13 protein-coding genes are annotated in these 13488 nt (G+C 62.4%); 5 read left to right on the top strand and 8 right to left on the bottom strand.

Annotated features, from left to right (window positions below; all coding sequences use genetic code 11):
* Positions 1-185: 185 nt before the first annotated feature.
* The 3 genes from NKJ09_RS25030 (at position 186) to NKJ09_RS25040 (ending at position 3571) form a co-directional block, all read left to right on the top strand.
* A complete protein-coding gene (locus tag NKJ09_RS25030) occupies positions 186-2387 on the top strand; it encodes a caspase family protein (protein ID WP_352483604.1) in 2202 nt (733 codons plus the stop codon).
* A gap of 111 nt (positions 2388-2498) precedes the next feature.
* Positions 2499-2870: a hypothetical protein gene (locus tag NKJ09_RS25035; protein ID WP_352764033.1), complete on the top strand. Its 372-nt coding sequence runs from the start codon at positions 2499-2501 to the stop codon at positions 2868-2870.
* On the top strand, positions 2867-3571 hold the full coding sequence (locus NKJ09_RS25040) for a DUF4760 domain-containing protein (RefSeq protein ID WP_352483605.1): 705 nt from the start codon (positions 2867-2869) through the stop codon (positions 3569-3571). The genes NKJ09_RS25035 and NKJ09_RS25040 overlap by 4 nt, the downstream gene beginning before the upstream one ends.
* Before the next feature lie 151 nt (positions 3572-3722).
* Here the strand turns inward: NKJ09_RS25040 and NKJ09_RS25045 are convergent, their stop codons facing one another.
* Positions 3723-4805, bottom strand: coding sequence for a trypsin-like serine peptidase (locus tag NKJ09_RS25045; RefSeq protein ID WP_031194911.1), 1083 nt, complete (start codon positions 4803-4805; stop codon positions 3723-3725).
* A gap of 351 nt (positions 4806-5156) precedes the next feature.
* On the opposite strand from NKJ09_RS25045, the gene NKJ09_RS25050 reads away from it, so the two are divergent.
* A complete protein-coding gene (locus NKJ09_RS25050) occupies positions 5157-6290 on the top strand; it encodes a S1 family serine peptidase (RefSeq protein WP_352495500.1) in 1134 nt (377 codons plus the stop codon).
* A gap of 73 nt (positions 6291-6363) precedes the next feature.
* On the opposite strand, the gene NKJ09_RS25055 is transcribed toward NKJ09_RS25050, so the two are convergent.
* Positions 6364-6714: a hypothetical protein gene (locus NKJ09_RS25055; RefSeq protein WP_023721943.1), complete on the bottom strand. Its 351-nt coding sequence runs from the start codon at positions 6712-6714 to the stop codon at positions 6364-6366.
* A 191-nt stretch (positions 6715-6905) separates the two neighbouring features.
* Between NKJ09_RS25055 and NKJ09_RS25060 the strand changes: the two genes are divergently transcribed.
* Positions 6906-7205 (top strand): DUF2934 domain-containing protein, encoded by a 300-nt coding sequence (locus NKJ09_RS25060; protein WP_023721944.1) that lies wholly within the window; start codon positions 6906-6908, stop codon positions 7203-7205.
* 81 nt (positions 7206-7286) lie between these two features.
* Here NKJ09_RS25060 and mgrA read toward each other — a convergent pair whose 3' ends face one another.
* From mgrA to NKJ09_RS25090, 6 genes are all read right to left on the bottom strand, one after another.
* Entirely contained in the window at positions 7287-8333 is a 1047-nt protein-coding gene (mgrA, locus tag NKJ09_RS25065) for an L-glyceraldehyde 3-phosphate reductase (RefSeq protein ID WP_352495501.1), read from the bottom strand.
* Between the two features lie 129 nt (positions 8334-8462).
* A complete protein-coding gene (locus NKJ09_RS25070) occupies positions 8463-9611 on the bottom strand; it encodes a Gfo/Idh/MocA family protein (RefSeq protein ID WP_023721946.1) in 1149 nt (382 codons plus the stop codon).
* A 12-nt stretch (positions 9612-9623) separates the two neighbouring features.
* Positions 9624-10370, bottom strand: coding sequence for a sugar phosphate isomerase/epimerase family protein (locus NKJ09_RS25075; RefSeq protein ID WP_352495502.1), 747 nt, complete (start codon positions 10368-10370; stop codon positions 9624-9626).
* 87 nt (positions 10371-10457) lie between these two features.
* Positions 10458-11588 (bottom strand): ABC transporter ATP-binding protein, encoded by a 1131-nt coding sequence (locus tag NKJ09_RS25080; protein ID WP_051409752.1) that lies wholly within the window; start codon positions 11586-11588, stop codon positions 10458-10460.
* Between the two features lie 5 nt (positions 11589-11593).
* Positions 11594-12529 (bottom strand): carbohydrate ABC transporter permease, encoded by a 936-nt coding sequence (locus NKJ09_RS25085; RefSeq protein WP_352495503.1) that lies wholly within the window; start codon positions 12527-12529, stop codon positions 11594-11596.
* On the bottom strand, positions 12522-13415 hold the full coding sequence (locus NKJ09_RS25090) for a carbohydrate ABC transporter permease (protein ID WP_352495504.1): 894 nt from the start codon (positions 13413-13415) through the stop codon (positions 12522-12524). Before NKJ09_RS25090 ends, NKJ09_RS25085 begins: the two co-directional genes overlap by 8 nt.
* Between the last annotated feature and the right edge of the window lie 73 nt (positions 13416-13488).

The following is a 13488-nucleotide window of genomic DNA, read 5'->3' on the forward strand; positions in this document are numbered from 1 at the left end:
GATCACTGCCAGTTCGCATGCAATTCGACCTCTTGCACTGAGATAGCGACGAACTGCTATTTTTGCTACTGTTTCTATTCGCAGCCGGTGGTCGGCTGGCCGGCGGCGCCATATTCAAAATACTGACAAAATCGTCAGCCAGGCTGGCCGTGCTTGGAAATTCGATCGGGCTTGGGGAAGCAACCATGATCAAAGTGACGCGGCGGACGCTGCTTGCCGGCACGTCTGCGCTGGCCGCTGCCGGCCTGGTGCCGTTTCGGGCATTCGCAGCGGCGCGCACCTACCATGCGCTGCTTGTTGCCTGCACCGATTACCCGAACCTGCCGAAGAAAAACTGGCTGATCGGACCGAAAAACGATGCCGGCCTGGTGCGCGATTACCTCCTGGGGAACACGCCCGCGCCGGTAAAATTCCTGGCCGAAAACGTCACGCTGCTCGCCAAGGATGTCGAAGGCGCCAACGGACCGCCGACACATGCGGCGATCAAGGCAGCACTCGCCGACCTTGCCGCCAAGGTCCAGCGTGATGATTTCGTCTATCTGCATTTGTCCGGTCACGGCGCGCAACAGCCCGCGGCGACCAAGGGCGACGAGACCGACGGCCTCGACGAAATTTTCTTGCCGTCCGACATCGACAAATGGGTCAACCACGAACAGGGCGTGCCCAATGCGCTGGTCGACAACGAGATCGGCACCGCACTCGACGCCATTCGCGACAAGGGCGCCTTTATCTGGGCCGTGTTCGACTGCTGCCATTCCGGCACGGCGACGCGCGCCGCCGAGGTCGACGACGAACTGGAACGCAAGGTCGAGTTCGCCGATCTGGTCGGCGGCGACGATGCTGCCAGGGCGGCTGCGGTGAAAGCCTATGACGGGATTGCGTCGGCCGCGCCGCGCGGCTTTGGCGAGGACGGGCAGCGCAAGCCGGCCTTCAAGCTGGCGCCGACCGGCGCCGAGCCGACCACCAAGGGTAAATTGGTCGCCTTCTACGCGGCGCAGACGGTGGAGACGACGCCTGAGATGCCGCTGCCCAGGGGCACGGCCGATGCGCCGCGTTTCGGGCTGTTCACCTTCACCATCCTGTCGAAACTGGCCGAGAACCCCAACATCACCTACCGCCAGCTCGGTCAGTCGGTGCTGCAGCAATATTCGGCGGACGGCCGCACCCGGCCAACGCCGCTGTTCGAGGGAGAACTCGACGCACGCGTCTTCGGCACCGACAAGACCGATGCGGTCATGCAATGGCCGATCGTCGTCAAGGACGACAAAGCCACCATCGGCGCCGGACTGCTGCATCGCCTCACCCCCGGCAGCAAGCTGGCAATCTTGCCGTCGGCGCTGTCGCCGCTGTCCGAGGCGCTTGGTTATCTCCAGGTGCGATCGGCAAAGAACCTGGAGAGCCGGGTCCAGCCGGTCGAGTTCGGCGGCAAGCCGGCGCTCAAGCTGGCTGACATCCCCGCCAATGCCTATGCCCGGCTCGCCGAGCTCGCCGTCGACTACAAGCTCGTGGTCGCGCGGCCGGCAGCGGCCAAAGGCCTCGAGAAAGAGGCTGCGCTGGCGAACTCGGTTCTCGACGATCTGGCGGCCAGGGAGAACTCAGGGTTCCACATCGCGCTGGTCGAGCCGGGCAAGAGCGCAGATCTGCGTCTCGCCGTGCTGCGCGAGAATGCCATTGCCGGCGCCGCAGAAGACGCCACCGACGCGCCGGCGCTGTGGTTCCTGCCAGCTTCGGGCGACATGACGCTCAAGGATGGCAGCAAGCCGCCGCTGATCGTCATTCATCCGGACGGCCGCGAAAAGCTGATCGACGCCGCGGCCAGGAACCTGACGAAAATCTTCCGCGCCATCGGCCTGTCGAGGCTGGCCGCCGCTTCGGATTATCGGCCGGAAGAGGTCGACGTCGAGTTCCGGATCAAGCGTCTGGACAGTGACGCGCTGCAGCCTATCGAGCCGTCGACGGTGCCGCGTGTTTCGCCCGACGATCAGGTGCATGTGCTGGTCTGGAACGGCTCGACCAACCTGGTTGACATCAACGTGCTCTATGTCGGCTCCGACTATTCCATCCAGCATTTTCTTGCCGAGCGCCTGACCGAGGGCGCCGTGCTCGAGGAAGGCCTGTTCAAATTCACCGACACCAGCTTCGGCATGGAGCAGATGATCGCCGTCTTGACCGAGGCGCCGCCGCAGAGCGAGAAGCAGGACCTGAGCTTCCTGGCGCAAGCGGGGGTTGTCTCGGTAACGCGCGGACTGGGACAGCCAAGTTTCTCCGATATGCTGGCCGATATCGGCATGGCGCCGGCGACGCGGTCGGCCATGCGGCTCACCGACGACAAGGCATCGAAGGGCGCCGTGATGATCTTCCCGATGGAGACGGTGCCGCGCGCCTGAGGCGGGATCAAGCGCCCGGCCAGGCCTCTTGCCTGATCGGCTGATAATGAACATTCTTCGACCGCCGCTGTCGGCGGCCGAACGGAACGGATGAGGGCGTTCGTGAACAGGATGGTATTTTCGTGGCGCGCAACAACCGCCGGCCTTGTCGCCGGGCTGTTGCTGGCCGCCAATGCCTCGGCGGACGAGATCTGCGGCCTTTGCGCCAAGGAGGTCGTCATCAACTCCGAACTGGCGAGTTGCTTTCTCGATCAGTACGACCAGATCGCCAAAACCGGCAACACCGCCGTCGTCGTCGATCTCAGCAGCTGCACCTCACGCGGCGTGGTCGAGCCGTTGCCGTCGCCTGGCAAGCCGCAGGTGGAGCCTGACGTGCAGTTCATCGTTTCGCGGGCGCAGCTGGATTGCCTGAAGAAGAAGCTGGAGACGCCGGGCATCGTGCTCGATCCGTCAGCTATCATCGAACTGGACATCTGCGGATGACGAAAGCAGGGAGCGACGCAACGCAGCAGGCAGGGGCGGCGCCGGTACCGCAAAAGAAGCCGGCGTCACTGCCGGAAACCGTCGAAGGCCTGCCTTGGGTGAGCAATCACGAGGTCAAGAAGGAGGCGAACCCGTTCACCGATCGCGACTGGCGCATGCTTGTCTATGCCTGGTCCGGATTGCTGGTACGGCTGGCGATCATCTTCACCTTGATCTTTTCGGTCTACCAGTTCCTGGCAAACCAGGAGCAGAAGCGTGTCGAACAGACGATGTCGCTGGTCGAGCTCTGGGAAAGCAAGGATTACCAGCAGGCGCAACGGGCCCTCAAGCAACGCCTGGCGACGCTCAATGCCAAATACGGCAATCTGCTCAGCGCCAATCCCACGCCGACCGAGGAACAGGTCTATCGGCAACGCATCGGCATCGAGGCGATGAGCGCAACCGGCGGCGACATGCCGCTTGCCGAGTTCAGCGACAATTTCGACCGTATCGTCTATTTCCTCAACCGTCTTTCCTTCTGCGTCGAAGGCAGGCTTTGCTCGCGTCAGGTCGCCGACTCGTATTTCCGCGACTATGCCGCCTCGTTCTGGAGCTATTTTGCCGGCTATATCGACAAGGAGCGCAAGGCCGGTTCGCCGACCTTCGCCCTGCCAATCGAGAACTATGTCCGCCAGGCGCCACCCCCGGCCCAATCCAGATAATCCCCGAAAATGCGAAAGCCGGCAACGGAAATGCTCCGCCGCCGGCTTTGATTGGAGCATTTTGCAGCCAAGTGTGATCATATTTGGCGTCGCAGAAATGCCGCTAAAATAGATAACCCGCCCCGATGATCGCGGCGCGCACTCTGCAGGCCTATTTGTACAGGCTGTTGATCCACTGGACGTTGATGGCGTTCAGGCGCACGGCGGTATTGGCATCCGGGCTCTCGGCCACGTTCACGCCGGTGATGACGCGCTGCTTGGAGCCATTGTCATAGGCATAGACCGAGCTGCCGCTCGAACCTGGATACGTGTCGCAGTCGTACTGGAAATACTCGGTGGCGATGTTTTCGGCGTGCACTTCGCAGGTCGCCTTCCACATCGTGCCCATCGGCTTGTCGCCGGGATAGCCGATGATGTTGGCGGTGAAATCGCCGAGATCCACATAGTTGGCATAGCCCAGCCAGCCGAGATTGGTGCCGACATCCTGCTTGAGAGTGACGATGCCGAGATCCCACGGCACGACAGAGCCGTAAAAGCCTTGGTAATTGTCGATGAAGCCCTGGACGATATAGGCGCTTTCATAGGTGAAGGCGCCGAACGGAGCGTCGTCGGCGGTCTTGCCATTGAGAGCCGGCACGAACAGGATATCGTCGAGCCAGGCCTTGTCCTCGTGGCTGTAGAGGCAGTGCGCCGCGGTGAGCACCGTGCGCGGGCCGATCAGTGTCGCCGAGCAGCTGCCATAGCTGCCGCTCTTCGATTTGCCTTCGAGATAGCCGATCGCGGTGAACGGGTAGGTTTTGGTATTCTTGATCTGCTCGCGGTCGTCCGTCCCGAACACCTGGCGGCCGGCCTCTTCGCCTCCGCTTAGTCCGGAATTATCGGACTTCTGCCCGTCGGCGGGCGCGTTCATTTCCTTGATGACAAGGTCCTTCAGCGTCTCGTTCGGGTCGATCTTGATGTCCTTGCCATCGGCGGAGCGGCCGACGATGCCATAAGATTTGACTGCCGTTGCTTCGTCGGCGAGCGGCGCGGCGCGGTTGGCCTCGTCGTCGGTCAGTTTCGGCGGGGCGATCGGTTTCGCCCGGCCGGGCTTGTAATCGCCCGATGTCACGTCCCGCATGCTTTCGCCGTTGCCAGCATTGGCGGAGCCTGGATCGGCAGCCAAGGCAGGAACCGCCCACATTGCGGTGGAAAGCAACGCGGACGCAATAATGCTATGTGTCAGTTTTGTCATGGTGAGACTCTCCCAAAAGTCAGCAAGGACTGGATCAAGATAGAGAAATATTGTCGAGATCGTGGTGGTGACGAAAAATGAAATTGGTTGCCGGCGCCTTTACCGGGCCATTATTCAGTGCAGCCAGTTTAGGTCCCCGCCAAAAAATGCCCGCAACGGTATACTGCCTAAATTAATCCAACATTGGCAATGACAAATTGCTTTCACATAGCCCGTGGGGGGCTATAGGATTTGGGCGGGCTTGGTTCGACAGCACGATTAGCAAAAGTGGTGCTCGGTTTTGTGACGGATCGCGCTCCGCCTTGGAGCATGATCTCACCGGCCGGTTCCATTTCAGTGGATCATGCGTCCGTGGCTGACCTGTCGGAATATTGTCTCAGGGGGTTCGAGGTGAAGATCATCCATAGGTTCAGACCGATTGCCGCCGCCGCGCTGCTCGGCATCGCGGCGGCCTTGCCGGTCGTTGATTCCGTTCATGCCACGGACGCGGCCGCCCGGCCGGAGGCGGCGATCTCGCCGATGAAACGCGTGGCCGAGGCCAGGGCAAAGGCCAGGGCGGAGAACCCCGACGGCGCCGATCGCGTCTACGGCGGCAAGCAGGCCGAGACGGGCGCCTACCCGTTCCAGGTGGCATTGCTGACCACGGGCAAGCTGGACAAAAGCCCGGCCTCGCAGGCGAATGCGCAGTTCTGCGGCGGCAGCCTGATCGCGCCGCAATGGGTGCTGACCGCGGCGCACTGCCTCAATGACGACGGCGAGCCGATTTCGCCTGATGTGGTCACCGTGCTCACGGGCGCCACCGATCTCAGCGAGGGCAAGCGCTACAAGGCGGTGGAGATCATCGTCAACGAGGGCTACAGCGAGCAGACGCTGGACAACGATCTCGGCCTGATCCGGCTGGCCGAGCCGGCCGATGCCCCGACCATCAAAATTGCCAGTGAGCCGACCCCCGACGCCGGCAAGACGACAGTCACCGGCTGGGGCAAGATGCAGGACGGAACATTTCCCACCGCGCTGATGGTCGCCGACCTGGACCTCCAGCCGAACGCAACCTGCAACAGCGGCATCAAGGCGATTTATGCGCATGATTTGAAAGCAGCGCTCGGCGAGCTCGCCCGCCGCATGCGTTATTCGGAAAGGGGCATCGAGGCGGCCGCCAACGCGATTGCTGCCGACATGGCGGATCCGCTGACCGGCAACATGATCTGCGCCGGAACGGCCAGCGGCGAGCGCGACGCCTGCAATGGCGACAGCGGCGGACCGCTGTTCATGACCGGCGCCGATGGTCCGGTGCAGGTCGGCGTCGTCAGCTGGGGCGAAGGTCCGGCCGACGGCGGCACCGCCTGCGGCCACAAGAACGCCTACGGCATCTACACGCGGCTGGCCAATTACACCGGCTGGATCGAGGAGAAGATGAAAACGGCAGCGCCCGTGCCCGCAGCACCCAAAGCCCTCGGCACGGCGCAGAAGCCGGCGACCCCCTGACCGGCGTCACCCGCTGAACGAACGAACGGCGCGAGCAATCCCGCCGCTTCTGCCCGGAAACTTTTGGTCGGAACTAGAACCAGCGATCGCGGCGCTGGTCTGTGGCGGCCAAGGCGAGGCCCAGTAGCGCCCCTACGGCCGCTCCGAGTATGAATGCGGACGATACTGTGCCGGGATTCTCCTGGACGACCCCGGAAACCGTCTGCGCCCTGTTGCGCAGGGCTTGCGCCGTCCGGGACGCGCGGTCAGCAGCGCTGTCATACCAGTCGCCGGCCTCTTCGATCGCCTCTTCCGCGCGTTCGGCCAAGGTCCGATTGATCTTGCTGATCTCACGCCTCAGCTGCGCGACCTGCTTCTCCAGGGCTTCCTGAGCTTCACGTTGAGTCATCTTGGGTGCTGCGGATTCGTTCGGGTCGTCGGCCATGGTAATCTCCTTTGCGGAAGGCTCGGCTCAACGGTCGGCCCACTGTGCAGGTTCCTCGGCAAAACGATTCTGTCCGGTGTTTGTTCGGTGAGAACCCGGGATTTGTTCGGCATGTGTGCGAATTCGGCATCAACATCGGATCGTTCCAGCGCTCCCCGCGTTGGTGAAAACGCCACAAGGGAGGAACCGCCATGGATGACGATCGACATGAAAAAATTCGGCAGCGAGCCTATGAAATCTGGGTGCGCGAAGGCCGCCCGCACGGCGAACATGAGCGTCATTGGCAGCAGGCGAAGCGAGAGCTTGACCTCGACGACGCGGATCGCGGTCCGGCTGGAGTGATCGCCAGTTCCGACGTTCTGACGGTCGAGGCACTGGCGATGCGCACCGGGATAACCGGTGATCAGGCGCAAGAGCTGATCGACAGGCTCGGCAACGACAGAGCCGCACTCGAAGAAGCCGCGCGGAACCTCAAGGCAGCCGAAAGTTAGCCGCTGGCCACCGTGTCGAAGACAGCTATCAGTTTGCGCTGCCGCGTCTTTCGATGAAAACGGACCGCGGACCGTCTCCGCCTACTTCCTTGGCGGCCCCTTGCGCTCGGCCGACGTCGCCCAGAGATTGATGTCCGACTCGCGTGCAAAGGTGTCGATCTCGGCGAGCTCGGCATCGCTGAAGTCGAGCGTCTCGAGCGCGCCGACGCAATCCACGACCTGTTCCGGCCGGCTGGCGCCGATCAGCGCCGACGTCACCCTGCCCCGGCGCAACACCCAGGCCAGCGCCATCTGCGCCAGCGTCTGGCCGCGGCGACGGGCGATGACGTTCAGCGCCTCGATATTTGCGATCGATTTGTCGTTGATGAATGCCGGGCGCAGCGACTTGCCCTGGCTGGCGCGGCTGCCATCGGGGATGCCGCCGAGATATTTGTCGGTCAGCATGCCTTGTGCCAGCGGCGAGAACACGATGGAACCGACGCCAAGCCCCTCGAGTGTATCGAGCAGGCCGTCGTCCTCGACCCAGCGGTTAAGCATCGAATAGCTCGGCTGATGGATCACGCAAGGCGTGCCGAGCTGCTTCAAAATGTCGGCGGCTTCGCGGGTGCGCTGTGAATTATAGGAGGAAATGCCGGCATAGAGCGCCTTGCCCGAGCGCACCGCGTGATCGAGCGCGCCCATCGTCTCTTCCAGAGGGGTGTCGGGGTCGAAGCGATGGGAATAGAAGATGTCGACATAATCGAGCCCCATCCGCTTCAGGCTCTGGTCGAGGCTGGCCAGCACATATTTGCGGCCGCCCCATTCGCCGTAAGGTCCTGCCCACATTTCGTAGCCGGCCTTGGTCGAGATGATCAGCTCGTCGCGATAACCGGCAAAGTCCGTCCGCAGGATCTCGCCAAAGGCCCGCTCCGCCGAGCCGGGCGGCGGGCCGTAATTGTTGGCGAGATCGAAATGCGTGATGCCGAGATCGAAGGCCTTGCGCGTGATTGCCTGCTTGGTTCTATGCGGCGTGTCATCGCCGAAATTGTGCCACAGCCCGAGCGAGATCGCCGGCAGCTTCAGGCCGGACCGCCCGCAGCGATTGTAGACCATCTTTTCGTAGCGGTTCTCGGCGGGAACATAGGGCATGGGAAATCCTCATATCGAAACGAGCCCGACGGCTGTCGCCGCGACGCACGGCAGCCGAGCCTTCCGCACCTTTAGCCTCTCCCCGCGCAAACGGGGAGAGGCTTTTACGGTGCTTGGGAGGTGCGCCGCCTACTTCGTTTTCTTCTTCGCCAGCAGCTCCTTCGCTGCCTTGACGCCGAGTGCCGCGGGCCGCTCGCAGCTGGTCTGCATGGCGACGAACTTTCCGGTCTCGCCAGAACGCAACAGGCCGGTCATGACATCGACGGCATGCAGCGCCAGTTCCATCGAGCAGCGGTGCGGCCGGCCTTCGGTAATCGCGATCGCCATGTCGGCAAGGCCGGCGGTGCGGTAGTTGGCCATCATGCCATGCGAATGCATCTCGTTGGGCACGCCGAACGGATGCCGCCATTTCGGCAGCTTCTTCACCGGCTTGGCGGCCTCGGTGTAGCGCACCTCGCCGCCGAAGAAATTCGGATCCGGCACGAACACCGTGCCTACCTCGCCATAGAGCTCCATCGGCGCGTGGCCATGGCTCCAGACATCCCAGCTGGTGTTGAGCGTCACCACGGCGCCGTTCTCGAATTCCAGCACGCCATGGATCGTCGTCGGCGTGGAGACCGGGATCTTTTCGCCGGCGCGCGGCTTCGAGCTGATGATGCGTTCCGTCATCGGGATCGAAGCAAAAGCCGCGACCTGCTTCACCGGCCCGATCAGCTGGATCAGGTTGGTGATGTAATACGGTCCGATATCGAGCACCGGCCCGGCGCCCGGCTGGAAGAAGAAGTCCGGATTGGGGTGCCAATGTTCCATCCCATGGCTCATCACATGACAGGTGCCGCTGGTGATCCTGCCGAGCCTGCCGGTGTCGATCAGGTCGCGGACAAGCTGGTGCGCGCCGCCGAGGAAGGTGTCGGGCGCCGAACCGATGCGCAGCCCCTTGCTTTCGGCCCGTTTCTTCAGGTCGAGCCCTTCCTTGACCGAGAGCACGAAGGGCTTCTCCGAATAAACATGCTTGCCGGCGTCGAGAATCTGCTTCGACACCTCGTAATGCACCGCCGGAATGGTCAGGTTGACGATGATGTCGATATCGTCGGCCTTGAGTAGCCCCTCGACGGTCTCGGCGCGCAGCTTGAACTCTTTTGCCCGCGCTTTCGCCGCTTCCATGTTGATGTCGGCGCAGGCGCGCATCTCGATGCCACGGAACAGCGGCGCCAGCGAGAAATACGCCTTCGAGATGTTGCCGCAGCCGATGACGCCGATGCCAAGTTTTGTTGCCATGCTGGTGTGCTCCTAATAGGTCTTGGCGGCTGCGATCGAGCGGCGGGCGAAGCGCGCGATATCGTTGGGATTGTCCTGTTCCATGACGTAGTATTTTGCGGCGCTTTTGGCGCGCAGCGCCTTGATCAGGCCGGGCCAGTCGATGGTGCCGTGGCCGACATCCGACCAGCCGTCCTCGTCGAGTCCCTCGCCCGCCTTGGCCATGTCCTTGACGTGGACGGCGACGATGCGCTTGCCGTGCTTCTCGATCCAGGGCAGCGGATCGACGCCGCCGCGCACCACCCAGGCGACGTCCATCTCCCAGCCGATGTCAGGCGCCGAGGACAGAATATGGTCCTGCGGCACCGAGCCGTCGGCAAGCGCCTTGAACTCGAAATCATGGTTGTGCCAGGTAAAGCCATAGCCGGCTTTCCTGGCCGTCTCGCCGACCTTGGCCAGGCGTTCGCCGAAGCCGCGCCAGCCGGCTGTGTCGGCCGGCCTGAACTCGGCGTTCAGGAACGGGCAGATGAGCAGCGTGATGCCGAGCGCGTCGGCCGTCCTGCGCACGCCATCGAAATCCTTCTCGAGCGCGTCGATCGAGAAATGCCCGGTCGGCATGGCAAGCCCGTTCTTGTCGAGTTCCGCACGGAATGCCTTGGGATCGTCATAGACACCACCGAACCCTTCGACTTGGCTGTAACCAAGCTCGCCCAGCATCTTGAGCACGCCCTCCCAGGGCTGGAAATTGCGGGCACTGTAAAGTTGGAATGACCAGTTCATCGTCTCTGTCCGTTTTCTTGTGGATGGTTAGTCTTGGGGGGATGAGTCTTGGGGGGAATGGAAGAGTCTTGGGTGGCTAGATCTGCTCTAGAGGCGGTTACCTGTGGCGGCGTCGAACAGCGAGGCGCGCATCGGATCAAAACCGATGCCGACCGCCTCGGCGTTGTTTGGCGTGCGCTCGGCTGTCACCCGTACCGTGAAATTCTGGCCGCCGAGCTTCAGCCAGACCAGCGTGTCGGAACCCATGGGCTCGACGACCTCGACACTTGCCGTGGCTGCGAATGGCCATCCCGTGCCGCTGTTGAACGCGACGTGCTCGGGGCGAATGCCGAACACGGCCGGCCCCGGCACCGGGTCCTTCTCGAAAGCATAGGTGGCAAGCGGAATCCGTACATCCTCGGCGACGAAGTGCCAGTCGCCGTCCGCCTGCTCCAGCCTGCCGTCAAGGAAGTTCATCGCCGGCGAGCCGAGGAAGCCGGCGACAAACCGGTTGACCGGCCGGTTATAGATGGTCTGCGGTGCATCGAGCTGCTGGATGACGCCGCCCTTCATCACCGCGATGCGGTCGGCCAGCGTCATCGCCTCGATCTGGTCGTGGGTGACGTAGATCATGGTGTTCTCGAGCTTGCGATGCAGCAGCTTTATCTCGACGCGCAATTCCGCGCGCAGCTTGGCGTCGAGGTTGGAGAGCGGCTCGTCGAACAGAAAGACATCGACGTCACGCACAAGTGCGCGCCCGATCGCCACGCGCTGGCGCTGGCCACCGGACAGAGCCGCCGGCTTGCGATGCAAAAGCGGCTCGATCTGCAGGATCTCGGCGGCCCGGGCGATGCGCTTGGCGATCTCGTCCTTGGCGAGGCCGGCAACGCGCAGCCCAAACGACAGGTTCTTCTCCACCGTCATCTGCGGATAGAGCGCGTAGGACTGGAACACCATGCCGATGCCGCGATCCTTGGGCTCTTCCCAGGTGACGTTCTTGCCCTTGATGAAGATGCGGCCTTCGGAAACGTCCAGCAGCCCGGCAATGCAGTTGAGCAGGGTCGACTTGCCGCAGCCGGACGGGCCGAGCAGCACGATGAACTCGCCTTCTGCGACATCGAGGTTGAGCGTCTGCAGCACCGATATCGCGCCGAAATTCAGCGACAGGTTCTGGATCGAGACGCTGGTGCCGTTTGCCCCGCTGCTGCCGTTTACCTCAACACTGCCGTTTGCGTTCATCGCCATCATCCTTTCACCGCGCCGGCGGCGATGCCGCGCACAAACAATTTTCCGGACAGGAAATAGACGATCAGCGGCACCAGGCCGGTCAGGATGGTGGCTGCCATGTTGACGTTGTATTCCTTCACGCCTTGCACCGAGTTGACGATGTTGTTGAGCTGCACCGTCATCGGATAGGTGTCGGGGCGGGTGTAGACGACGCCGAACAGGAAGTCGTTCCAGATGCCGGTCACCTGCAGGATGATGGCGACGACGAAGATCGGCAGCGACATCGGCAGCATGATGCGGAAATAGATGCCCCAGAAGCCGGCGCCGTCGACACGCGCTGCCCGGAACAGCTCCTCCGGCATGGAGGTAAAGTAGTTGCGGAACAACAGTGTGAGGATCGGCATGCCGAAGATGGAATGGACGATCACCAGGCCGCTGAGGCTGCCGTAGAGGCCGACCTCGCGCAGGATAATGACGATCGGATAGATCATCACCTGATACGGGATGAAGGCGCCGACGATCAGGATGATGAAGAAAGTGTCGGCCCCTTTGAAGCGCCAGTTGGCCAGCGCATAGCCGTTCACCGAGGCGAGCGCGATCGACAGGATCACCGACGGGATGGTGATGCGCACCGAATTCCAGAAGCCACGCGACAGCCCGTCGCAGTTGAGCCCGGTGCAGGCGCTCGACCAGGCCTTGACCCAGGGCTCGAAGGTGATCTCCATCGGCGGCGAGAAGATGTTGCCAAGGCGTATCTCGGGCATGCCTTTAAGCGATGTCACCACCATGACGTAGAGCGGCAAAAGATAGTAGAGCGCCACCACGATCAGCGCGCCGTAGAGGAAGATGTTGCGGCGCGAGAACGTGTGGCGCGGCTTCGGTCCGCTCGGCCCGTAGGCTTCGAGCCCGCCGGCGCCGCCAATGGCAGGCAATGAGACGGCATGGTCAGACACGCTTCTTGCCTCCGAACTCGAGATAGGCCCACGGCACGATGACGATGATCACCGACAGCAGCATCATCGTCGAAGCGGCGAACCCTTGGCCGAGGTTCTGGGCGAAGAACATGTAATCATAGACATATTTGGCCGGGACTTCGGAGGCGATACCAGGCCCGCCGCTGGTCTGCGCGACGACAAGGTCGTAGACGCGAACGATGTTGGAGGCGACGATGACCAGCGTGGTGATGAAGACCGGCCGCATCATCGGTATGATGATGAACAGATAGGTCTTCCAGGTCGGTATCCCGTCGACCCGCGCGGCCTTCCAGATATCCTCGTCGATGCCGCGCAGGCCTGCCAGCATCAGACACATGATGAGCCCGGTGCCTTGCCAGAGAGCAGCGATCAATATGCCGTAGATGACGATGCTGGAATCATAGAGCGGATTGAAGCTGAAGCTCGTCCAGCCGAGGCTGCGCACCACTGCCTGGACACCGAACTCGGGGTTGAGCAGCCACTGCCAGACGAGACCGGTGACGATGAAGGACAGGGCGAAGGGATAGAGGAAAATGGTCCGGAATGTGTCCTCGAACCGGATCTTCTGGTCGAGCAGGGCAGCAAGCAGGAAACCGATCACCAGCGAGAACACCAGCGACAGCACGCCGTAGATCAGCAGGTTCTCGATCGAGATCAGCCAGCGCGGCGTCGCCCACAGCCGGTAATACTGGTCGATCCCGACGAAATGCAGCCGCGGCAGCAGCTTGGAATTGGTGAAGGAATACAGCACCGTCCAGACGGTGCCGCCGACGAAGATCACCAGCGCGGTGAAGATCATTGGGATCGAAGCGATTTTCGCATTGAGGTTGCGAAAGAGTTGGCTGGGGCGTTCGCTCTTGCTCATCTGCACAGCCGCGCTGGATCGGGTAAGGGCGGGAGGGTCAAGAGGTCTTGACCCGAGCTCCCGACCCTGCGCT

It is taken from the genome of Mesorhizobium sp. M0189 (assembly GCF_040322135.1).
GTDB lineage: Bacteria > Pseudomonadota > Alphaproteobacteria > Rhizobiales > Rhizobiaceae > Mesorhizobium.

Bases quoted from the DNA above. Each gene is read 5' to 3' on its own strand.
- NKJ09_RS25060 (WP_023721944.1), top strand. From the start codon at position 6,906: ATGGATGACGATCGACATGAAAAAATTCGGCAGCGAGCCTATGAAATC.
- NKJ09_RS25080 (WP_051409752.1), bottom strand. From the start codon at position 11,588: ATGAACGCAAACGGCAGTGTTGAGGTAAACGGCAGCAGCGGGGCAAAC.
- NKJ09_RS25090 (WP_352495504.1), bottom strand. From the start codon at position 13,415: ATGAGCAAGAGCGAACGCCCCAGCCAACTCTTTCGCAACCTCAATGCG.
- NKJ09_RS25045 (WP_031194911.1), bottom strand. From the start codon at position 4,805: ATGACAAAACTGACACATAGCATTATTGCGTCCGCGTTGCTTTCCACC.
- NKJ09_RS25040 (WP_352483605.1), top strand. From the start codon at position 2,867: ATGACGAAAGCAGGGAGCGACGCAACGCAGCAGGCAGGGGCGGCGCCG.
- NKJ09_RS25030 (WP_352483604.1), top strand. From the start codon at position 186: ATGATCAAAGTGACGCGGCGGACGCTGCTTGCCGGCACGTCTGCGCTG.
- NKJ09_RS25075 (WP_352495502.1), bottom strand. From the start codon at position 10,370: ATGAACTGGTCATTCCAACTTTACAGTGCCCGCAATTTCCAGCCCTGG.
- NKJ09_RS25070 (WP_023721946.1), bottom strand. From the start codon at position 9,611: ATGGCAACAAAACTTGGCATCGGCGTCATCGGCTGCGGCAACATCTCG.
- NKJ09_RS25035 (WP_352764033.1), top strand. From the start codon at position 2,499: ATGGTATTTTCGTGGCGCGCAACAACCGCCGGCCTTGTCGCCGGGCTG.
- NKJ09_RS25055 (WP_023721943.1), bottom strand. From the start codon at position 6,714: ATGGCCGACGACCCGAACGAATCCGCAGCACCCAAGATGACTCAACGT.
- mgrA (WP_352495501.1), bottom strand. From the start codon at position 8,333: ATGCCCTATGTTCCCGCCGAGAACCGCTACGAAAAGATGGTCTACAAT.